This is a genomic window from Acidovorax sp. FG27, from assembly GCF_040365715.1.
In the GTDB taxonomy this organism is placed as follows: domain Bacteria; phylum Pseudomonadota; class Gammaproteobacteria; order Burkholderiales; family Burkholderiaceae_C; genus Paracidovorax.
In genome coordinates this window covers 15,427-35,515 of the sequence record NZ_BAABVY010000011.1, presented here as the reverse complement: position 1 = coordinate 35,515, position 20,089 = coordinate 15,427, and the positions used below count along the sequence as shown (strand labels likewise).

Sequence of the window (20,089 nt, the reverse complement as noted above, 5' to 3'; positions counted from 1 at the left end):
CCCTCCCTCGACGACTTCGAAGATCGATCTCAATGAACATCACTATGTTCAACGGCTGCATACACGCGTTGCCAACTCCTGCATCGCTGACCGCAAGCCGGAGTTCGCCGCCCATTGCCGCGGGTCCGAGCTGATCGACATCGGCATGCGTGCCGTCGTGTACTGCGGCTCCATGGGTGATTGGCCGCTGCTCACTGAAGGCCGATGCCAGGAAGGCGGAACCCACAACGCCAGCTTTCGCAAATGCTCCAGCTACATAACGCCCTACGGGGAACACGATGCCAACCTCTTCCAATATAGGTTCCACGCCTGATGCGGTGGATATCGCCGTCGTCGGCGCGGGCATCATCGGTGTGACCTGCGCGTTGTCGCTGGCACGTCATGGCCTGCGCGTGACGGTGGTCGATGCCCAGGAGCCAGGCCATGGCGCCTCGTACGGCAATGCCGGACACCTGGCTGCCGAGCAGGTCTTTCCCATCGCCGACATATCGATCCTCCAGCGGATTCCGGCGATGCTCATCGACCCGATGGGTCCCCTGCGCCTCGACTGGAAATACCTTCCTCGCGCATTGCCGTGGTTCGCTCGGTTGGTGCTGAACCTGCGCTCCGAGCCCTTTCAGCAGACCGTTGCAGGCCTGCGCCAGCTCAACGAAGCCAGTCTGGGCGCCTGGGAGCGCCTGCTGGAATCCATCGGTCATGCGGATCTGCTCCAGAAGCGGGGCTCGCTGCTGGTGTTCGAGCGCGCCGAATCCCTGGAAACCGTCGATCCACTGCGCAAGCGCTGGCTACAGCAGGGCGTACCGGTCGAGTTCTGGTCAGCCCAGGCGGTTCGCGATGCTGCCCCCGAACTGAGCGAACGCCTTCTGGGCGGGCTCTTCTTTCAGGAGACGGGGCATTTCATCGACCCCTACCTGGCGGTCTGCCGCCTGGTCGAAGCAGCCGAGGCCGGCGGCGTGCGCTTTTTCCAGCAGCAGGTTCACGGTGGCCGCTTGCATGCCCATGGTGTGTCACTGGCCACCAGCCAGGGCGAGCTGAATGCCCGGCGCGTGCTAATCGCCTGCGGTGCCCACTCGGCCCCGCTCGTCGCGCAACTGACCGGCACGCGTGTGCCCCTCGATACCGAGCGCGGCTACCACCTGATGCTGCCCCACGAGCACGGGCGGCTGCCCTTCCCCGTCACATCACTAGAGCGCAAGTTCATCATGACGCCCATGAGCGGCGGGCTTCGGCTGGCTGGCACCGTCGAATTCGCCGGCCTTGACAGCCCTGCGCGCATGAAGCGCGCCTGGCAACTGCACCGGTTGAGCGAGGGCCTGTTCCACAGGGATTTGGACGCCAAGGACGCAACGACCTGGATGGGTCGCCGGCCCTCCCTGCCTGACTCGCTGCCCGTCATCGATCAGGTCTGCGACGGCCGGGTGCTGCTCGCCTTCGGCCACCAGCATCTGGGACTGACCCAGGCCGCCATCACGGCCGAATGGATCGCGCAGTTGGCCGTCGTCTTGCAGCCTGGGGCAGCGGCCGCATCGCACGCGCTGCCCGATCTTTCGGCTTATCGGCTTGGGCGGTTTTGAAAGGGTATGGCTGTAGCGGTTGGTCACAGCTCCTCCCTCCGGCCAGCGCCGCGCACCTATCGCTGCGGCATGTTCTTCTCGGTATAGCAAAGGCTCACCGTCGCGTCCTTCGGAATCGCGGGCATGGTCGCCTCCCACGCCTCCCATGCCAGTACCATGTCCGCCAGCCTTGCGGGCTCCAGCGGCGCCAGGTTTGCGCGCTCTCGCTCGTCATGCGCCAGATTGAACAGGTAATCCACCCCATCCACCCGCAGGTATTTCCAGTCCCCATATCGCATGGCGCGCTGGCCGCGGTGGTTCATGCGCCAGAACAGGGGGCGGTCGGCGATCCAGGCCGCATCGTCCAGCAGCGGCACGAGCGTCTGTCCATCCCACGGGTAGTCAGGATGCGGCCCCGCGCCACCCAGCTCCACCATCGTCGCGCTCCAGTCCATCGTCAGGCAGGGCTGGGCGCTGGTGCCGCCGGGGGCGATCGCGGCGGGCCAGTGGGCGATCCAGGGCACGCGGATGCCGCCTTCCGTCAGGTCCATCTTGCCGCCGACCAGGGGCCAGTTGTCGGAGAAGCGTTCGCCGCCGTTGTCGCTGGTGAAGACGACGAGCGTGTCGCGCTCCAGACCATGGGCGCGCAGGGTGGCCATGATGCGGCCGATGCCTTCGTCCATGTGGTGGATCATGCGGCGGTACGTCTCCACGTTGCCGCCGGCCAGGTGGTAGATGGCCTGCTTGCTGTCGCGCAGTTGGTGGGCCAGGGCTTCGTCGTCGCGCGTTTCCCAGGGCCAGTGGGGGGCGGTGTAGTGCACGCTCAAGAAGAAGGGCGTGCCCTGCTCCTTCGCGCCGACAGCCATGCGTTCGATGTAGTCCACCGAATGCTCGGTGATGAGGTCGGTCAGGTAGCCTTCCTGCGCCTTTTCTTCTTCGCCGAACCACAGGTCGTGCGTGCCGTTGGCGCCGCAGTGGGTGAAGTAATCCACCCCGCCGGACATGGGGCCGAAGAATTCCTCGTAGCCCGACTTCAACGGGCTGAAATGCGGCGGGTAGCCCAGGTGCCATTTGCCCATGAGGGCGGTGCGGTAGCCGGCGCCTTTCAGCAGCGAGGGCAGCGTGGGGTGTTCGGGCGGCAGGCCCAACCGGTCGTTGCCGCGCGTGGCGGTGCGGATCGGCTCTTCGGCCGCGCCGCGCAGGCGGTACTGGTAGCGCGCCGTCATGAGCGCGAAGCGCGTGGGCGAGCAGACGGGCGAGTTGGAATAACCCTGGGTGAGCTTCAGGCCGTTGGCGGCCAAACCGTCCAGCACTGGCGAGACGGGGCCGAAGGCGGCGTCGCGGCCGCCGTAGCAGCCTAAGTCGGCATAGCCCAGGTCGTCGGCCACGATGAAGACGATATTGGGCCGGGGGGCCGCGCGACCTGCCGTGCCGGTGGCAGGGCCCTCCAGGCGGGCGGCGCTCATGGACGGTAGCCGGAGTTGCGAATGACGGGCTCCCACTGCTTCTGATATGCCGCGATGCGCTGGCGGGTCTGGGCGGGCGTGCTGACCACCGGGTCGAGGTGGCTGGACTTGAACTGGCGCACCACGTCGGGGTCTTTCATGACCTTCTGCACGGCCTCGGCATAGCGTTCGACCTGCGCGGCGGGCATGGACCGGCTGGCGAACAGGGTGTTCCAGCCCGACGCGGCCAGGTCGACGCCGGCCTGCCGCAGCGTGGGCACCTTCGGAAAGTCGGGCAGGCGCTGCGCGCTGGAGACCGCCAGCAGCCGCAGCTTGCCGGCCTCGTGCTGCGGCTGCAGGGAGTCGAGCGTGTCCACCGCCACGGGCACCTGGCCGCCCAACAGGTCGGTGATGAGCGGGCCCGAGCCCCGGTAGCCCACGGCCTCGATGTTGACGCCGGCCTGCTTGCCCAGCATGAGCGCGAAGAAGTGCGGCAGGCTGCCGGTGGCCGGCACGCCGATGTTGGCCTGGGCGGGGTTGGCGCGCAGCCAGGCCAGCAGGTGCTGCAGCTCCTGCACCGGCACGGCGGTGGCCACGGCCACGCCGAAAACATAGCTGTTGACCTCGCTCACGGGCACGAAGTCCTGCTCAGGCTGGTAGCCCGCGTCAGGCACCACCAGGGGCGACACGACCATGACCGCCGGGTTGGCCAGCAGCAGCATGGGCTGGTGGGCAGGCGCGTTCTTCACGTACTGGGCCGAGATGCGGCCGCCCGCGCCCACCTTGTTTTCGACGATCACGGTCTGGCCCAGTACGCGCTGCAGGCCGTCGGCCACCAGGCGGGCGACGCGGTCGCTGGAGCCGCCGGGCGGGTAGCCCACGACGATGCGCAAGGTGCCGTCCTGCGCCCGGGCGGGCACGGACGCGGCCAAGGGCGCGCCAGCCCACAGGGCGGAGCGGGCAAGGAACAGGCGGCGAGAGGTCATCGAAAGACTCCAGACGAGAAGGCTGCGAACACGAGAGCGCGGCGAGGGTGCGCCTCACAAGAAAGGAAAGGGCGCATGCTGGCACAGGCCACATCATCGCCCGTCATTTGCATATGCCGCCGGGCGCCCGATGCCGCCGGGCTTGACCCGAATCAAGCCTCTGCCCCGCGCGGGGCGCACGGGCGATGCGGCCTGCGACAATGACCGGCATGAGTTTCGCCCCCCTCCAGAACGACACCTTCCTGCGCGCCTGCGGCCGCCAGGCCACCGACTACACGCCCCTGTGGCTGATGCGCCAGGCCGGCCGCTATCTGCCGGAATACAAGGCCACGCGCGCGCGCGCGGGCAGCTTCATGGGGCTGGCGACGAACGTGGACTACGCCACCGAGGTCACGCTGCAGCCCCTGGACCGCTTTCCGCTGGACGCGGCCATCCTGTTCAGCGACATCCTCACGGTGCCCGACGCGATGGGCCTGGGTCTGTCGTTCGCCGAGGGCGAAGGTCCGCGCTTTGCCCGGGTGGTGCGCGACGAGGCCGCCGTGGCGCAACTGGCCGTGCCCGACATGGACAAGCTGCGCTACGTGTTCGACGCGGTGACCTCCATCCGCCGGGCGCTGGACGGGCGCGTGCCGCTGATCGGCTTTTCTGGCAGCCCCTGGACACTGGCCTGCTACATGGTGGAAGGCAAGGGCAGCGACGACTATCGCCTCGTCAAGACGCTGATGTATTCGCGCCCCGACCTGATGCACCGCATCCTGGCCGTGAACGCCGACGCCGTGGCCGCCTACCTGAACGCGCAGATCGCGGCCGGCGCGCAGGCCGTGATGATCTTCGACAGCTGGGGCGGCGTGCTGGCGGATGCGGCCTTCCACAGCTTCAGCCTGGCCTACACCCGCCGGGTGCTGGCGCAGCTCCAGCGCACCGGCGTGGACGGCACCGACGTGCCGCGCATCGTCTTCACCAAGGGCGGCGCGCTCTGGCTGGAGGCCATGGGCGGGCTCGATTGCGAAGTGCTGGGCCTGGACTGGACGGCCAACCTCGCCCGGGCCCGCGCCCTGGTGGGCGGCGCCGTGGGCGGCCCCGGCAAGGCGCTGCAAGGCAACATCGACCCCAACGTGCTGTTCGCCCCGCCGGAGGCCATCGCGGCCGAGGCCCACGCCGTGCTGGACAGCTTCGGCACGCCGCACACCGACCGCACGACCACCGGCCCCACGCACATCTTCAACCTGGGCCACGGCATCAGCCAGTTCACACCGCCCGAGCACGTGGCGGCGCTGGTGGAGGCCGTGCACGGCCACTCGCGCGCCCAGCGCGCCGCTGTCTGAGCGGGCTGCCGGCGAGCGCCTGGTCGGCGCCTGCCGGCAGTGGGCGGGCTTGAGCCGAGCGCACCTGACTTATGCACATCAGACGCGAGACGGTGGTGCCGTTACGGCCGGTCGGCCGCAACGCGAGACAAAACTTCAAAATTCCACACACTGCCGCCAAGTGCTTGATTCATAAGGGCAATCGCCTTTGCCGATTTTCCGAGCAATGTAACGAAATCCTTTGGAATCAAGGATTTGCGGCAGTTGGATCGAGGATATCAACAAAGTTATCCACAGAAATTCGGGATTTCTTCGCAAACCCAGGAAAATCAAGCACTTGGCGGCGTAACTGCACGCACAATCCTGCAGCAACCCAGTCAGCTAGCACATTTCGAGGGCCCGGGAAGCGCTTGACAAGCGACTTATGCACACATTTTTGCGAGCGGGTCCCGGCCGCCGTCTGGCGTTGCGCCGAAAGCCGTCTACATTGCACTGCAGCAAAGAGGTTTGATTCATATACGTTTTTTGCACCGCCCGGCAGAAGGGGATACCGGCGCGAGCCAGCGCCCATGCGGCCTGGCAGGCTTTCCCACTGCGGATGTCAACAAAGTTATCCACAGAAACTGTGGATGGTGGTGAAGCACCTGACGAATCAACCACTTAGCCCCGCTTTGCATACCAGCCCCTGAAGAAGTGTCCGCAACTCCTCGACCTCATTCGCCAGGCCCAGCCCCGACGGCCACCGGCCACTGCCTGGTGCACGTGGCCGTGCAGACGCCCGCGCACAGCAGCGTGGGCGATCTGCTCAGCTACGCCAGCGAGCGCCCGCTCGAGCCCGGCACGCTGGTGCGGGTGCCGCTGGGCCGGCGCGAGGTACTGGGCGTGGTGTGGGACGCACCGGCGGAGCCGGCCGCCCTGCCGCCGGGCATGGAGGCCCGGGCCATCGCGGGCGTGCTGGAGGGGCTGCCGCCGCTGGCCGCGCCCTGGCGCCGGCTGGTGGCGTTCGCCGCCCGGTACTACCAGCGGTCGGTGGGCGAGGTGGCACTGAACGCGCTGCCTCCCCAGTTGCGCGACCTGTCGCCCGAGCAGCTGGAGCGCCGCCTGCGCCGCCCAGCCCGGGCGACGGCGGAAGGTACGCAGGGCGAGGACGGCGCAGCCGCTTCAAAAACCATAGCACTCAGCACAGAACAGGCAAGCGCCTGCGCCCAAATTCACTCAAAACCCGGGCCGTTCCTGCTCTACGGCAGCACCGGCAGCGGCAAGACCGAGGTGTACCTGCACGCCGTGGAGCAGGCGCTGGCGGCGGTTCGGGCCGACGGCCTGCCCTCGCAGGCGCTGGTGATGGTGCCGGAGATCAACCTGACGCCGCAGCTGGAAGAGCGCTTCACCGCCCGCTTCGCCGGGCGCTGGGGTCCCGGCAGCGTGGTCAGCCTGCACAGCGGCATGACCAACCCCCAGCGGCTGAAAAGCTGGCTGGCGGCCCATGCCGGCACCGCGCGCATCGTGCTGGGCACGCGCATGGCCGTGTTCGCCAGCCTGCCCGGGCTGGCGATGATCGTGGTGGACGAAGAGCACGACGCCAGCTACAAGCAGCAGGAAGGCGCCCGCTACTCCGCGCGCGACCTGGCCATCTGGCGCGGGCGCGAGCAGGGTGCCAAGGTCATCCTGGGCTCGGCCACGCCGTCGCTCGAAAGCTGGCACGCCAGCCGCCCGCCCCAGGGCGACGACCCCGGCGGGCGCTACCTGCGCCTGGCCATGCCCAGCCGCATCGGCGCTGGCGCCCTGCCCCGCGTGCGGCTGGTCGATCTGGCCCAGCAGCCCCGGGGCACCGTGTTTTCGCCGCCGCTGGTGGCCGCCATCACCGAACGGGTGGAGCGTGGCGAGCAGTGCCTGGTGCTGCTCAACCGGCGCGGCTTCGCGCCCGTGCTGCACTGCACCGAATGCGGCTGGAAGAGCGACTGCCCGCACTGCAGCGCCCACCAGGTGTTCCACAAGATCGACCGGTCGCTGCGCTGCCACCACTGCGGCTTCGCCCAGCGCGTGCCCCACGCCTGCCCCACCTGCGGCAACCCGGACATCGCGCCCATCGGCCGGGGCACCGAGCAGCTCGAAGAGCAGCTGGCCGCCCTGCTGCGCAACGTCATCACCCCCGAGCGGCGCGCCGCCCGCGTGGCCCGCATCGACGCCGACACCACGCGGGCCAAGGGCGCGCTCGAAGCGCAGCTGGCCCAGGTTCATGCCGGCGAGGTGGACGTGCTGGTCGGCACGCAGATGGTCGCCAAGGGCCACGATTTCCGGCGCATCACCCTGGTGGCGGCGGTGCAGCCCGACGGCGCCTTGTTCTCCAGCGACTTCCGCGCGCCCGAGCGGCTCTTCGCCCTGCTGATGCAGGCCGCCGGCCGTGCCGGCCGCGACGCGCAGTACGTGGCCGCCCAGGGCGGCCAGGCGAGCGAGATGTGGGTGCAGACCTGGCACGCCGACCACCCCCTCTATGCCGCCCTGCGCCGCCACGACTACCCGGCCTTCGCCGCCAGCCAGCTGGCCGAGCGCGCCGAGGCCGGCATGCCGCCCTTCGCCTACCAGGCCCTGGTGCGCGCCGACGCCCGCACGCAGGAGCTCGCCCAGGCCTTCCTGTCTGCCGCAGGCGCCGCGGCCCAGGCTGCCGCGCTGCCGGGCCTGGAGCATGTGTTCATCTTCCCGCCGGTGCCGCTGGCCGTGCAGCGCGTGGCCAACGTCGAGCGCGCTCAGATGCTGCTGGAAAGCCCCAACCGCGCCGCGCTGCAGCACTTTCTGGCGGCATGGCAGCCGCTGCTGCACGCCACCCGGGCGCTGCCGGAGCACAAGGGGCTGATCCGCTGGCTGGTGGATGTGGATCCGTTGGCGATCTGATCAGGAAAAAAGAGGTCATATCTGCCCCCAGCGCTTGCCACGAATGCACCTATAGCTATTATTACTATAGCGACTAGCAAGACTCGGCATCCACCCCATTGGAGACACAGGAACGCATGGCGAACAACGCATTCATCCAGGCCCGGAAGGCGTGGTACGCGGCTTATGTAGCGGGCGACGTGGACCGGCTGGCAGAGCTTGAAAGCCCAGACCTCGTGGTCATCAGCCCCGAAGGCATGGAGAAGCAGCACCTGCGGCTTCCGACCATCGCGGCGTCGGTAGCTGCCGGAAGGTGGTTCCCCGAAGGCAGCAGCGCAGAGGACATCGAGTCGACGATCCTGCCCATCACGCCGGATGTCATGTCAGTGCATGGCCTGGGCCGGATCTCCACACCCTCTGGGCATACCGGCCGCATCCATTTCACAGAACTGTGGAGGCAGGAGGCGACCCGATGGCGGGTCGTGCACCTGCACTATCACGGACAGAAGAAATAGCGATCCGGGATCGGGGAGGACCCGCAGCCTACGATTGCGGATTCATCCAATCCCTGGCAGGTCCCTGGTGCACCCGGCACCCGTGTCGCTCCAGCAGTTCACCGAACGCCGCCGACATCAAATACGCATATTCCACCGGCCGCTGCGCTCCGATGGCGTCCCCCTGCACCACGTCCGTCGCCGGGTGGCACATCACCAGCCCACCGGCCGGCATGTGCGGCAGCCAACGCGCCATCTGCGCGCCGTATTGCGCCTCGTCGGCCGCATCGAAGCCATAGACACCGCCGAACCCGCGGTTGGTGGCCACGCCGGCCCGGCGCACACGGCGCGTGGCGGCCCAGCCGCCCAGCAGGGCGATGACGGCGGCCTTCGGCTGGCGCCAGAGGCCGCCGGCGGGGGCGGTGGAGCGGACCCAGGGCCGTTCGTGCGTGGCGTAGCGGGTTTCCAGCTCGGCCAGCATGGCGTCGCGCAGGCCGGGCAGCTGGTGCACATGCTGGTGGCCGTCGATGAAGTCGGGCGGCGTGCCCAGGGCGCGCTCGAAGGCATCGAGCTGCGCCCGCCAGGCGGTACGCGACGCCCCGGGGAGCATTTGCCGGGCATAGGCCTGGCGTATGACGGCGCCCAGGGGCTGGGCGGGGTGTGCGCCGCCGTGGCCTTCGGTCAGGTTGAAATGCAGGCCCACGGACAGTTGCGGGCGCAGGCCTTGGAGCCGGGGCGCGGACGCGGCCCAGAGCGGCGACGTCGTCATGCAGCTGGTGGCGGACAGGCGCCGGGCGAGCGTCAGCCGTTCGACGGCCTCATCGACGAGCGGGTGCAGCGCGTAGTCGTCGGCGCAGAGCAGCAGGGGGCGGGTGGGCTGGGGCATGGGCGGTGGAAGGCGCGGTCAGGGCGCGGCAGGCGCCTTGAACGCCCAGAACTTGCTGAGCACGAAGGTGCCGACGGCCACCAGCACCAACACGCCGAACAGGCTCCAGAGATAGTGCCAGTGCAGCCAGCGCAGGGCGATGAAGTAGAGCAGTTCGTTGACCACGAAGGACAGGCTGGCCACGGCGAAATAGCGCGCCACCACGGCCCAGCCCCGCGCCTGGGCGCTGGCGAAGGTGAGCAGGGCGTGGCCCTGGTAGCTGACGACGAAGGCGACGAGGAAGGCGATCACGTTGGCTGCGAGCGGCGGCATGCCGGCCAGCGACACGGCCAACCCCACCACGGCCAGGTGCGTGGCGGCGGCGGCACCGCCCACCAGCATGAACTGCAGCCCTTGCGGCAGGCGCCGCAGCGGTTGCAGCAACCGGGGCAGCACGCTCATGGGCGCTCGTCCAGGTCCCGCAGCGGGCTGCGGTCTTCGTCGCGCGCCACCAGGTAGATGGGGCGCCGCTTGACCTCGTCGTAGATGCGGCCGATGTATTCGCCCAGGATGCCGATGGACATGAGCTGCACGCCCGAAAAAAGCATGATGCTGGCGGCCAGCGTGGGCCAGCCGTCCAGCGGGTTGCCGAACACCAGCGTGGCGACGGCGATCCAGAGGCCATAGGCGAGCGCGGCCAGCGAGATGATGCCGCCCGCCAGGCTCCACATGCGCAGCGGCAGCGTGGTGAACGACGTGAGCCCCGCGAGCGCCAGCGACCCCAGGCTGCGCAGGTTGAAGCTGGAGACGCCGGCGGCGCGGTCGAGCGGCACGAAGGGCAGCGCAGCGGTCTTGAAGCCGACCCAGGCGTACAGGCCCTTCATGAAGCGGTTGCGCTCGGGCAGGGCCTTCATGGCGTCGGCCACGTTGCGGTCCATCCAGCGGAAGTCGCCCGCGTGGGGCGGAATGCGCACACGGTGGTTGCCGGCGTTCATCAGCCGGTAGAAGACGTTGGTGCCCACGCGCTTGGCGCCGCTCTCGGCGCAGCGGTCGGCGATGACGCCATACACCATGTCGAAACCCGACTGCCAGAGCGCATGCATCTGCGGCACCATCTCCAGCGGGTGCTGGAAGTCGGCGTCGATCAGCAGCACGGCGTTGCCGCGCGCATGGTCGATGCCGGCGGAGAGCGCTGCTTCCTTGCCGAAGTTGCGCGACAGCGCGATGTAGCGCAGCGGCAGCTCCTGCGCCAGACGCAGCGCGACCTCGTGCGTGGCGTCGCGGCTGCCGTCGTTGATGACGACGATCTCGAAGTCGGGCGTGAGCGACCGCACGGTCTGGGCCAGGGCGGGCAGAAAGCCGTCCAGGTTCTCGCCCTCGTTGTAGGCGGGCACCACGCAGCTCAGGCGCAGCGGCGCGCGGGGCAGCACGCCTTCTGGCGCGGCCGGCGCGAATTCGGCGTGGAAGTCGGGGTTGATCGCCGTGGGCGGCAAGAAGGCCTTGTTCATCAGGAGGTCGTTTTCCGGGGTACGGTGAAGGCCGGTGCTGCGAGCGGGTCAGGAAGCGGGGGCACAGTCGGCCGGCACGTAGGTGCGCCAGTGGATGACGAGCGGCGAGCCCAGCCGGCGCTCCGGCCAGGCGATCTGCCACTGGCCCTGCTGCACGCGCATGCCAGGCACGGCCTGCAACTGCGCCAGCATGGGCTGCTGCGGCAGCGCCAAGTCGCCCTCCACGCCGAGCCACAGCGTGCCGTGCGCCTGCAGCCGCTGCGGCGTGATCCAGGGCGAGAAGCGCTCGTCGCCGTTGATGAAGACCGAGGGGCGCCCCGGCAGCTGCGCGGCCACCAGGCCCACCAGCCAGTAGTCGCCCGCCACCGAATCGAGGGCGCATTGCGGACCGGTCTGCGCCTGCCAGGTGGATTGCACCTGCTGCGCCAGCGCGGCCTGCGGCCAGTCGGTGCGCGCCGGGCGCTTGCGCCAGGCGGCGCCATAGGCCAGAAACGCGCCCGACAGCAGCGAGATCAGCACCAGCCACACGGCCAGGCCGCGCAGCAGGCGCGGCTGCAGCGCCGCCAGCCCGCCGGCCGGCAGCCAGGCGGCCACCAGCAGGCCGCTGAAGACCCACATGGGCACGCCCCACATGTCGCGCAGGCGCAGGCCGGTGACCAGGCCCGCCGTGGTGACCAGCAGGCAGGCGCCGAGCGACACCGCCAGCAGGTAGCCCGGCATGCGGCAATGCAGGCGCCAGCCGGCAGCCGCATCAGCCTGCGCGACCTGTGCGACCTGTGCGGCACGGCGCTGGCGGCGACTGGTGAACAGCGCCACCAGCACGATGACGATCAGCGGCACATGGTTGACGGCCTGCGTCGCCAGGAAGGCGAGGGCTGCGAGCCGGGGGCTGGCGCTTTCGGTGACGGCGCGGCTCTGGGCATAGGCCATCGGCAGCCATTCCGACTGGCGCAGCCAATGGAGGTGCGGCGCGAACAGCAGCAGCATCACCGCCAGGGCCAGCCAGGGGCCGGGCGTGAGCAGCACGCGGCGCGCCGGCGTCAGCACCAGGTAGAGCGCCATCACGGCGAGCAGCGCGCCCACCGAATACTTGGTGAGCATCCCCAGGCCGGCGATCACGCCCAGCAGCGCCCATTGGCGCAGGCGACCGTCCTGCAGCGCGGCCAGCAGGCACCAGCCCAGCGCCGCCCAGATCGGCACCTGGGCGATGTTGTGGTTGAACTCCAGCGCGGGCCGGGTGTAGTAGGCCACGCCCAGCGTCAGCAGCGCGCCGATGAGCGCCCGGTCCGGCGACATGAGCCGGCAGCCCATGCGCCAGACGAGCCACAGCGAGCCCGCGATGCACAGCTGGCTCAGCAGGAAGGGGCCCACCCAGCCGAAGGCGCGGAAGAACAGCTCCAGCACCCAGGGCGCGAGCGGCGGATGCTTGTAGTAGCCCCACTGCCATTCGCGGCCCCACGACAGGCTTTCCACCACGTCCAGCGGCAGGCTGGAGCTGAGCAGCGGCGGCAGCAGCGACCACGCGAGGACATACACCACGGCCACCCAGGCGATGGGCCGCAGTGGAAGGGAAAGCTGCGGCGAAGGGGCGGTCGCTTGCATCGAGAAAGCCGGGCAGGAAGAGAGGTGTGCGATTGTAAAGACGCGCGCCGCGGCGGGCCGGCGCGGCCGGAGAGCGCCGTGGAGTGGACCGCCCAACGGCCCGCGTGGCCACTGCCGCTGGCCTATGGCGCACATTGAAAACGCCGATCCAGCCCGCCGGGCTCCGGTGATAGCCTTGATTCCCTGTCAACCCCACACGCCGCAGACCCATGGACGCCACCACCACATTCCAGCGCCAGCTTGCCGAGGAAGGCTTCGATCCCGCCGTGCGCGTGGAACGCGAGGCAGACGGCCGCTGGGACGAGCACACCCATCCGTTCGAGGCCAAGGCGCTGATCCTGTCGGGCGAGATCCGCATTCGCACCGGCGCCGGCACCGACCGCACCTACCGCGAGGGCGACGTCTTCCACCTGGCGCACGAAGAGCCGCATGCCGAGTGGTATGGCCCCCAGGGCGTGGTGTACCTGGTGGGGCGGCGCAGCACAGCGCGGCCCGCGCCGGCGCCCGCAGCATGACCGAATTCCAGGTGTTTCAGGCCACCGGCGCTTGATCCACCTGCGCTTATCGCTATTAATTAGATAGCATCAAACCAGCAAGGCCACGGCGCCCGAGAAGCTCAGGAAAGCCAGCGCGGTCGACACGAGGATGATGCGGGCGATGCGCCCGTTGTGCGCGCCGAATCGCTCGGCCAGCAGCGACACGTTGCTGGCGCTGGGCAGCGCCGCCGCCAGCACCAGCGCGGTGTGGGCGAACGGCGTGAGCGGCAGCCCGGCGGCGATGGCGGCGTGGCCCGCCGCCCACACCAGCAGCGGGTGCACGAACAGCTTGGCGAGCGCGATGGGCACATAGTCGCGTGGCGCCACCCGCTCGCTGGCATGGGCCGCGGCCTGCATGTGCGAGCGCGCCAGCACCGCGCCGATGGTGAACAGCGCCACCGGCGAGGCCGCATCGGCCAGCAGCGCCACCGTGCGGTCGACCGGGCCGGGCAGCGTGAAGCGGGCGGCCGACGCCACCGCGCCCAGCGCGATCGCCCACGGCATGGGGTTTGTGAGCATGCCGCGCAGCGCCCGGCGCACCGCCACCGCCACGCCGTGCGCGCCCGCGCCGTCCAGCCGCGACAGGGCGATGCACAGCGACGTGGTGAGCACCATGTCCACCAGCATGGTGAAGATGGCCGGCCCGGCCGCCGCCGTGCCCAGCAGCGCCACCAGCAGCGGTACGCCCATGAAGCCGGTGTTGGGGAAAGCCGCCACCAGCGCGCCGAAGGCGGCATCGTTCCAGCCCAGCCGGCGCCGGGTGAACGCCACCGCCCCGGCCACCATCACCAGGGCGCAGGCAACGTATACCACCGCCACCGCCGGATCCAGCAGATCGGCGATGGGCGTGCGCGCGCCGAAACGAAACAGCATGCACGGCAGCGCGAAGAACAGCACGAAGGCGTTCAGCCCGGGAATGGCGGCCTGGGGCAGCACCCCGCCGCGCGCGGCGAGGTAGCCGCAAAGCACCATGGCGAAGAAGGGGAAGGTGATGGCGAGGATGGACAGCACGGGGCGATTGTCGCCATGTGGCGCGCCGCGGGGAGCGGGCGGCCCGACCGAAAACAGCCAGGCTGCCCGTTCAGCGCGCCGGGGGAGCTTCTTGCTGCAGTGCCAGCAGCGACGCCAGCACGCCCAGCGCATCCAGCAGCTGCAGCCGGTTGGCGGGGTCCACCTGCAGGATCGGGACGATCACGCCGCCGCCGGCCGCGAGGGCGGCGCCGAAGGCTTCGCGCTGCGCCGGCGTTGCCGGGCGGGCGCTCAGCACCAGCGCAATGGCGGTGCAGGAATGCGCTGTCACCTCCGCCAGCAGGGCACGCGCCCGCTCGGCCCCGTCCGGCGCGGTCACGTCGACCATGATGAACGCGCCCACCGATACCGACAACACCCACCGGCTCACGAAGTCGAGGTGCTGCGTGCCCTGGCAGCCGCACAGCTGCAGCCGTTGACCGCCGCCCAGGTCGATCTCGCCGAATTCGATGCGGCCGCTGGTGAGCGCCTCGCCCTGCGGGCTGCGGCCCAGCCTGGAGGCATCGGCGGTGGAGCGCACGCTGCCGCACAGCGTTTGCAGCGCCGTCGTCAACTCCGACCCCAATGGGCCCACGAACGCGATGCGGGAGACGCCGGAGCTCACCCGCCATGCCCCTCGCCACCGACCCACGACGAAAGCTGCCTCGCCAGACCAGCGGCAGCGGGGCCGGGGCCTTCGGCGGGTTGGCTGGCGAGGACAGGGCCGACACCCCATGTGGCGGAGGCGGGCGGCGCGATCGGCACCGCGGCAGGGCCCGCCGCAGGCACAGTGACGGAGGCGGGTACGGCCCGGACCAGGCCGCGCCGCTGCAGTTCGGCCAGCAGGGCCCGCACATGGGCGTCGTCCAGCCCGGCATGGCGCCGGATCTGGTCCGCCGTCACGGCTTCGCGCGACAGCAGCGCGAGCGCGCACAGATGCTGGCCGGAGTCGTAGGGTGCGCCGAGCGACGGCCAGGCGCGGAGCCGCCAGCGCTGCGGCGCGGCAGATGCGGGTGGCCCGGCGTCCCGCAGCAGGCAGGCGCGGTGGCGCGCGCCCCAGTCGCCAAGAAACACCGCTGCCCGGTGCAGCACGTCGGTCAGGTCCGCAGCGGTGTAGCCGATGTCCAGCCGGGTCAGCCAATGCACCGGCGGCAACTGCTGCGGGACGGTCGGCCCGACGTAGATCATGCAAAGGGGTTGCGCCCCTGCCGGGATGGGGGAGGACGCATCCACCAGCCAGAGCTGGGCCTGCTGGGCCTGCGTTTCGCGCCACTGGCAGATCGCATGCGGCAGCACCTGCGCCGACACGCGCTGGAAGCGCTCACGGGAGGATTCGCCGAGCAGATGGGTCGCGAAGGTGGCCGAAGTCGTGGGCATGCGGGGTGGACGGGAGTTCGGAAGGATCGAGAGCCCTGCTTTCAGTCTAAGAGCGCACGCCTTCATCTCGACACCCGACTTTGCGGGGAACGCCGCCGTCGAGGCGCGTTTGACATTGATTCACCATCTCCGCCCGGCGTGCCGGCTGGCGGCCCGCCACCCCTTCCCGGGCGCGTCCGCGCCAGGAGGGCCAGGGCCGGGATCGATATGATGACGCGCTCCCTCCAGCACCGGCCCCGGCGCTGGAGTGCCGGGCTGGCGCCGTCAACTGCGCGCGCCCGGGAGCTCGGCCCTTGCGGGGCTCCCGCTCGCCCACGCACCGCCTCCGGCTTCCTCCCCCTTCGAACCGCTCCATCGCCCCCATGTCCGCAGGCCTCAACCTCGCCCAGCTCCGCGCCGTCCACTACACCGAGGGGCCCTGCCTGGTGCTGGCCGGGGCCGGCTCGGGCAAGACGCGCGTGATCACGATGAAGATCGGCCGGCTGATCGAGACCGGCCTGGCGCCGCGCCGCATCGCCGCCATCACCTTCACCAACAAGGCGGCGGCGGAGATGCGCGAGCGGGCGCAGCACCTGATCGGCCGGGCGGCCAAGGACGTGCTGGTCTGCACCTTTCACGCGCTGGGCGTGCGCATGGTGCGGGAAGACGGCGCCGTGCTGGGCCTGAAACCCCAGTTCAGCATCCTCGACGCGGACGACGTCACCGGCATCATCAAGGACGCGGCGGGCGGCACCACCGACATCGCCACGGCGCGCCAGTGGCAGTGGACCATCAGCGCCTGGAAGAACGCCGGCCTCGACAGCGCCCAGGCGCTCGCGCAAGCCCAAGACGACAACGAGCGCAGCATCGCCCTCATCATGCAGCGCTACGAGGAGCGCCTGACGGCCTACCAGAGCGTGGACTTCGACGACCTGATCGGCATGCCGCTGCGCCTGCTGCGCGACCACCCCGAGGTGCGCGCCAAATGGCAGGACGCGCTGGGCCACGTGCTGGTCGACGAGTACCAGGACACCAACGCCACGCAGTACGAATTGCTCAAGCTGCTGGTGGGCGAGCGCGCGCGCTTCACCGCCGTGGGCGACGACGACCAGTCCATCTACGGCTGGCGCGGCGCCACGCTGGACAACCTGAAGAAACTGCCGGTCGACTACCCGCAGCTGCAGGTCATCAAGCTGGAGCAGAACTACCGCTCCACCAGCGCCATCCTGCGGGCGGCCAACAACGTCATCCAGCCCAACCCCAAGCTCTATCCGAAGACGCTGTTTTCTGAGTTGGGCGAAGGCGAGCCGGTGCGCGTGGTGGACGCCGACAACGAAGAACACGAGGCCGAACGCGCCGTGGCGCGCATCCTGAGCCTGCGCGCCACGGTCAACCCGCAGCCGGCGTGGAAGAGCTTCGCCATCCTCTACCGCGCCAACCACCAGGCCAAGCCGTTCGAAAAAGCGCTGCGCAAGGCGAACGTGCCCTACAAGGTCTCGGGCGGCACCAGCTTCTTAGACCGGGCGGAGATCAAGGATCTGTGCGCCTGGTTCCGCCTCTGGATCAACAGCGACGACGACCCGGCCTTCCTGCGCGCCATCACGACCCCTAAGCGCGGCATCGGCCACACCACGCTGGCCAAGCTGGGCGAATTCTCCACGCAGCACAAGGTGAGCATGTTCGGCGCGCTGTTCAACCACATGCTGGAGGCCGTGCTGCCGCGCAAGGCGCACGAAAGCGTGCTGGAGTTCGGCCGCTACATCAACGACCTGGAGTACCGCGCCCGCCGCACCATCGGCGCGCAGGACGCCCGCGCCTTCATGACGGAATGGCTCAAGGAGATCGGCTACGAGCAGTACCTCTACGACAGCGAGGACAGCGAGACGGTGGCGGCCGCGCGCTGGAGCAACGTGCTGGAGTTCTGCGACTGGATGAGCCAGCGCGCCGGCGGGCAGATCGAGGACACCGCCGGCGCCGTGGTGGCCAAGGAAACCAAGAGCCTGCTGGAAGTGGCGCAGACCATCGCGCTGCTCTCCACCATCAGCGAACGCGAGAAGGACGAAGACCTGGTCACCCTCTCGACCCTGCACGCCTCCAAGGGCCTGGAGTGGCCGCACGTGATGCTGGTGGGCGTGACCGAAGGCATGCTCCCCTTCAAGCTGGACGACAACGAGGGCCGGGCGACCACGGTGAGCGACGAGACCGTGCAGCGGCTGCAGGAAGAGCGCCGCCTGATGTACGTGGGCATCACCCGCGCCCAGCGCAGCCTGGCGGTGAGCTGGACCAAGCGCCGCAAGAAGGGCCGCGAGATGGTGGCCGCCCAGCCCAGCCGGTTCATCGCCGAAATGGGCCTGGACAAGAACACCGCCCGGGAAGACCCACGCGAGAAGCTGCGCGCGCTGCGTGCGGAATTCGCCGCCCGCAAGGCGCAGCCGGCGACGGGCGCGTGACGCCATAGCTATAATTTTTATAGCTGAAGGCGATTATTGGATAGGCGCTGAAGGCACTTTTGGCTTAAAAACATCACTCCACTCCGCCCGTTCCTGTGGGCGGGCGGCGCAGCGATACTCGTCCCCTGCCGCCCGAATCACCAGCGCACCATGCCCTCTGCCCCTGCCTTCACCCCTTCCTTCCGCCACCTGCCGGCGGCCCGCCTGAGCGCCCTGGCGCTGGCGCTGTGCGCCCCTGCCGGCGCCGCGCTGGCGCAGACGGGCGCGGCCCAGAACGCCACCGGCCCGGGCAGCGACGCCGCCTGGCGCCGCTGCTCCGCCATGACGGGCGACAGCAACGCCCGCCTGGCCTGCTTCGACCAGTGGGCCGGCCAGCAGTCGTGGCAGGCACCGGCGGCCAGCGCTTCGGCGCAGCCGCCCGCCGACGCTAGCGCGCCGCCCAAGCCGGTCGATGCCACCCTGCCCGCCACCCGCGTGATCGAAGTCGCGCAGACCGACGGCTGCCGCGACGCGCAGTACAGCACGCTGTCGCGCTTCTGGGAGCTTGAGACCGGCAGCGACTGCGGCACCTTCCGCTTCCGCGGCTACCGGCCCATCAGCGTGTCGGTGGCCAAGGGCAGCAACGTGAACCGCCAGCCCACGTCGGACGCGCCCGACCACAACGCGCTCACCGCCATCGACTACCGCACGACCGAGATGCGCGTGCAGCTGTCGGTGCGCACCAAGCTCGCCCAGGGGCTGCTCACGCAGGGCCACCCCACGCTGAGCGATTCGCTCTGGGTGGGCTACACCCAGCAGTCGTACTGGCAGCTGTTCAGCCCCGACATCTCGCGCCCCTTCCGCTCCACCGACCACGAGCCGGAAGTGATGTACGTCTACCCGACCGATGCCAAGCTGCCCTTCGGCTGGCGCTGGCGCTACACGGGCCTCGGGCTGGTGCACCAGTCCAACGGCCAGAGCCTGCCGCTGTCGCGCAGCTGGAACCGCGTCTACCTGATGAGCGGTATCGAACTGGACGACCGCTGGACCGTGACCGGCCGCGTCTGGAAGCGCCTGAACGAAGGCGCGGACAGCGACGACAACCCCGGCATCAGCAACTACCTGGGCCGCGGCGAGATGACGGTGTCGTGGAACCGCGACCGCAACAACACCTTCATCTTCACGGGCCGGCATTCGCTGGGCTCGGCGCACCGGGGCTCGGCACGCTTCGAATGGATGCAGACGCTGGGCCAGAACCTGGGCGCGGGCAAGAGCAACCTGCGGCTGCACACTGCCCTCTTCAGCGGCTACGGCGACAGCATGATCGACTACAACCGCAAGCGCACCGTGTTCAGCGTGGGCCTGAGCCTGGTCGACTTCTGACCGGGCGCCGGTCGGGCGGCGGCCGGCAGGAGGCGAGACTTGCGCCGCCGCGGCCCGGCGCCGCCCGCATCACAACCCGTTACCCTTTGCCGGCCCCGATGCCTTGAAGCCGCCACCCGGCGCCGACACAATGCAGCAGCCCGGCAGGCACACGGCGCTCCCCGCGCAGCTCCTGGAATAAGAGCGGTTTTCTTCCCGTTTTCTCCGCCTTTGCCGGCCACGAGCCCCCTCGAAAATGCCGCTCGGAGGACGAAAACAATGGACATGCAATACCAGCTCAAGTCGGGCAGCTACTACCTGTACGACATGCGCGATGCGCCCAGCGCCGTCACCGGCGAGCGGCGGTTCAAGCTCAAGACCGACACCGTGGCCATCGCCTTCGATGCGCACACGGGCGAAGTGCACCAGCACGGCAGCCCCGTGCGCATCCAGTCGTGGGCCAGCCACACGCGCCGCCGCCTGCGGGCCGCCGGCGCGGTGGAGGCCGCCAACGACATCGTGGTCGTCTCCGGCCCGCTGCCGGTGGACGAATTGAACAAGTGCCTCTGGATCAACGGCTACTGCCGCCGCATGTTCAAGCGCCTGGCCAGCCTGCCGCATGGCAAGCTGCAGCGCACGGCCGAACCCTTCCGCCAGGCGGCCTGACGAACGAATCAACGGGCGAACGGACGGCACGGCGGGACGGGCGCGGGGTCGCTGGCTGGCGTCACCGCCCGCGCAACTGCGCTGCCGCCCTCCGGTCCAGCCCCTTT

General features: G+C 69.7%; 17 protein-coding genes and 1 pseudogene. 9 read left to right on the top strand and 9 right to left on the bottom strand.

Going from position 1 to position 20,089, the window contains the following annotated elements; translation table 11 throughout:
* Window positions 1–32: 32 nt before the first annotated feature.
* Window positions 33–217, top strand: a pseudogene (locus ABWV53_RS15320) (dihydrodipicolinate synthase family protein); the annotation flags it as partial.
* 61 nt (window positions 218–278) lie between these two features.
* On the top strand, window positions 279–1,574 hold the full coding sequence (locus ABWV53_RS15315; RefSeq protein WP_353367014.1) for an NAD(P)/FAD-dependent oxidoreductase: 1,296 nt from the start codon (window positions 279–281) through the stop codon (window positions 1,572–1,574).
* A 56-nt stretch (window positions 1,575–1,630) separates the two neighbouring features.
* Here ABWV53_RS15315 and ABWV53_RS15310 read toward each other — a convergent pair whose 3' ends face one another.
* On the bottom strand, window positions 1,631–3,019 hold the full coding sequence (locus ABWV53_RS15310) for a sulfatase family protein (RefSeq protein WP_353367013.1): 1,389 nt from the start codon (window positions 3,017–3,019) through the stop codon (window positions 1,631–1,633).
* Window positions 3,016–3,984 carry a Bug family tripartite tricarboxylate transporter substrate binding protein gene (locus ABWV53_RS15305; protein WP_353367012.1) on the bottom strand — a complete coding sequence of 323 codons (969 nt, stop codon included), beginning with the start codon at window positions 3,982–3,984 and terminating at the stop codon, window positions 3,016–3,018. The genes ABWV53_RS15310 and ABWV53_RS15305 overlap by 4 nt, the downstream gene beginning before the upstream one ends.
* A gap of 209 nt (window positions 3,985–4,193) precedes the next feature.
* Here ABWV53_RS15305 and hemE point away from each other — a divergent pair, with 209 nt between their 5' ends.
* From hemE to ABWV53_RS15290, 3 genes are all read left to right on the top strand, one after another.
* Complete coding sequence (hemE, locus tag ABWV53_RS15300; protein ID WP_353367011.1) at window positions 4,194–5,309, top strand: uroporphyrinogen decarboxylase; 1,116 nt, start codon at window positions 4,194–4,196, stop codon at window positions 5,307–5,309.
* A gap of 672 nt (window positions 5,310–5,981) precedes the next feature.
* The gene (gene priA, locus ABWV53_RS15295) at window positions 5,982–8,177 is read left to right on the top strand and encodes a replication restart helicase PriA (protein WP_353367010.1); all 2,196 of its coding nucleotides are present in this window, start codon (window positions 5,982–5,984) and stop codon (window positions 8,175–8,177) included.
* A 116-nt stretch (window positions 8,178–8,293) separates the two neighbouring features.
* Window positions 8,294–8,671, top strand: a complete 378-nt coding sequence (locus tag ABWV53_RS15290; protein ID WP_353367009.1) for a YybH family protein — start codon at window positions 8,294–8,296, stop codon at window positions 8,669–8,671.
* Between the two features lie 28 nt (window positions 8,672–8,699).
* Here ABWV53_RS15290 and ABWV53_RS15285 read toward each other — a convergent pair whose 3' ends face one another.
* From ABWV53_RS15285 to ABWV53_RS15270, 4 genes are read right to left on the bottom strand one after another with little or no spacing between them, the layout of a single operon-like run.
* Window positions 8,700–9,536 carry a ChbG/HpnK family deacetylase gene (locus ABWV53_RS15285; RefSeq protein ID WP_353367008.1) on the bottom strand — a complete coding sequence of 279 codons (837 nt, stop codon included), beginning with the start codon at window positions 9,534–9,536 and terminating at the stop codon, window positions 8,700–8,702.
* A gap of 18 nt (window positions 9,537–9,554) precedes the next feature.
* Complete coding sequence (locus tag ABWV53_RS15280) at window positions 9,555–9,977, bottom strand: GtrA family protein (protein WP_502903915.1); 423 nt, start codon at window positions 9,975–9,977, stop codon at window positions 9,555–9,557.
* Complete coding sequence (locus ABWV53_RS15275) at window positions 9,974–11,023, bottom strand: glycosyltransferase family 2 protein (protein WP_353367007.1); 1,050 nt, start codon at window positions 11,021–11,023, stop codon at window positions 9,974–9,976. The genes ABWV53_RS15280 and ABWV53_RS15275 overlap by 4 nt, the downstream gene beginning before the upstream one ends.
* A 48-nt stretch (window positions 11,024–11,071) precedes the next feature.
* Window positions 11,072–12,625 (bottom strand): glycosyltransferase family 39 protein, encoded by a 1,554-nt coding sequence (locus ABWV53_RS15270; RefSeq protein ID WP_353367006.1) that lies wholly within the window; start codon window positions 12,623–12,625, stop codon window positions 11,072–11,074.
* 209 nt (window positions 12,626–12,834) lie between these two features.
* On the opposite strand from ABWV53_RS15270, the gene ABWV53_RS15265 reads away from it, so the two are divergent.
* On the top strand, window positions 12,835–13,140 hold the full coding sequence (locus tag ABWV53_RS15265; RefSeq protein ID WP_353367005.1) for a cupin domain-containing protein: 306 nt from the start codon (window positions 12,835–12,837) through the stop codon (window positions 13,138–13,140).
* 69 nt (window positions 13,141–13,209) lie between these two features.
* Here ABWV53_RS15265 and ABWV53_RS15260 read toward each other — a convergent pair whose 3' ends face one another.
* The 3 genes from ABWV53_RS15260 to ABWV53_RS15250 all read right to left on the bottom strand — a co-directional run bounded on the left by ABWV53_RS15260 (window position 13,210) and on the right by ABWV53_RS15250 (window position 15,546).
* The gene (locus ABWV53_RS15260; protein ID WP_353367004.1) at window positions 13,210–14,172 is read right to left on the bottom strand and encodes an AEC family transporter; all 963 of its coding nucleotides are present in this window, start codon (window positions 14,170–14,172) and stop codon (window positions 13,210–13,212) included.
* A 70-nt stretch (window positions 14,173–14,242) separates the two neighbouring features.
* Window positions 14,243–14,794 (bottom strand): GTPase, encoded by a 552-nt coding sequence (locus ABWV53_RS15255; protein WP_353367003.1) that lies wholly within the window; start codon window positions 14,792–14,794, stop codon window positions 14,243–14,245.
* Complete coding sequence (locus ABWV53_RS15250) at window positions 14,791–15,546, bottom strand: DprA-like winged helix domain-containing protein (protein ID WP_353367002.1); 756 nt, start codon at window positions 15,544–15,546, stop codon at window positions 14,791–14,793. The genes ABWV53_RS15255 and ABWV53_RS15250 overlap by 4 nt, the downstream gene beginning before the upstream one ends.
* Before the next feature lie 362 nt (window positions 15,547–15,908).
* Here ABWV53_RS15250 and ABWV53_RS15245 point away from each other — a divergent pair, with 362 nt between their 5' ends.
* The 3 genes from ABWV53_RS15245 (at window position 15,909) to ABWV53_RS15235 (ending at window position 19,982) form a co-directional block, all read left to right on the top strand.
* Window positions 15,909–17,975 carry an ATP-dependent helicase gene (locus ABWV53_RS15245; RefSeq protein ID WP_353367001.1) on the top strand — a complete coding sequence of 689 codons (2,067 nt, stop codon included), beginning with the start codon at window positions 15,909–15,911 and terminating at the stop codon, window positions 17,973–17,975.
* Between the two features lie 150 nt (window positions 17,976–18,125).
* The gene (locus ABWV53_RS15240) at window positions 18,126–19,337 is read left to right on the top strand and encodes a phospholipase A (protein ID WP_353367000.1); all 1,212 of its coding nucleotides are present in this window, start codon (window positions 18,126–18,128) and stop codon (window positions 19,335–19,337) included.
* A gap of 258 nt (window positions 19,338–19,595) precedes the next feature.
* Window positions 19,596–19,982 (top strand): hypothetical protein, encoded by a 387-nt coding sequence (locus ABWV53_RS15235; protein WP_353366999.1) that lies wholly within the window; start codon window positions 19,596–19,598, stop codon window positions 19,980–19,982.
* Window positions 19,983–20,089 lie beyond the last annotated feature (107 nt).

What these genes read in the sequence shown, in the direction of transcription:
- ABWV53_RS15245 (WP_353367001.1), top strand. Translation starts at nt 15,909, where the DNA reads ATGTCCGCAGGCCTCAACCTCGCCCAGCTCCGCGCCGTCCACTACACC.
- ABWV53_RS15265 (WP_353367005.1), top strand. Translation starts at nt 12,835, where the DNA reads ATGGACGCCACCACCACATTCCAGCGCCAGCTTGCCGAGGAAGGCTTC.
- ABWV53_RS15235 (WP_353366999.1), top strand. Translation starts at nt 19,596, where the DNA reads ATGGACATGCAATACCAGCTCAAGTCGGGCAGCTACTACCTGTACGAC.
- ABWV53_RS15250 (WP_353367002.1), bottom strand. Translation starts at nt 15,546, where the DNA reads ATGCCCACGACTTCGGCCACCTTCGCGACCCATCTGCTCGGCGAATCC.
- ABWV53_RS15275 (WP_353367007.1), bottom strand. Translation starts at nt 11,023, where the DNA reads ATGAACAAGGCCTTCTTGCCGCCCACGGCGATCAACCCCGACTTCCAC.
- ABWV53_RS15305 (WP_353367012.1), bottom strand. Translation starts at nt 3,984, where the DNA reads ATGACCTCTCGCCGCCTGTTCCTTGCCCGCTCCGCCCTGTGGGCTGGC.
- ABWV53_RS15240 (WP_353367000.1), top strand. Translation starts at nt 18,126, where the DNA reads ATGCCCTCTGCCCCTGCCTTCACCCCTTCCTTCCGCCACCTGCCGGCG.
- ABWV53_RS15270 (WP_353367006.1), bottom strand. Translation starts at nt 12,625, where the DNA reads ATGCAAGCGACCGCCCCTTCGCCGCAGCTTTCCCTTCCACTGCGGCCC.
- hemE (WP_353367011.1), top strand. Translation starts at nt 4,194, where the DNA reads ATGAGTTTCGCCCCCCTCCAGAACGACACCTTCCTGCGCGCCTGCGGC.
- ABWV53_RS15285 (WP_353367008.1), bottom strand. Translation starts at nt 9,536, where the DNA reads ATGCCCCAGCCCACCCGCCCCCTGCTGCTCTGCGCCGACGACTACGCG.
- ABWV53_RS15290 (WP_353367009.1), top strand. Translation starts at nt 8,294, where the DNA reads ATGGCGAACAACGCATTCATCCAGGCCCGGAAGGCGTGGTACGCGGCT.
- ABWV53_RS15315 (WP_353367014.1), top strand. Translation starts at nt 279, where the DNA reads ATGCCAACCTCTTCCAATATAGGTTCCACGCCTGATGCGGTGGATATC.
- ABWV53_RS15310 (WP_353367013.1), bottom strand. Translation starts at nt 3,019, where the DNA reads ATGAGCGCCGCCCGCCTGGAGGGCCCTGCCACCGGCACGGCAGGTCGC.
- ABWV53_RS15280 (WP_502903915.1), bottom strand. Translation starts at nt 9,977, where the DNA reads ATGAGCGTGCTGCCCCGGTTGCTGCAACCGCTGCGGCGCCTGCCGCAA.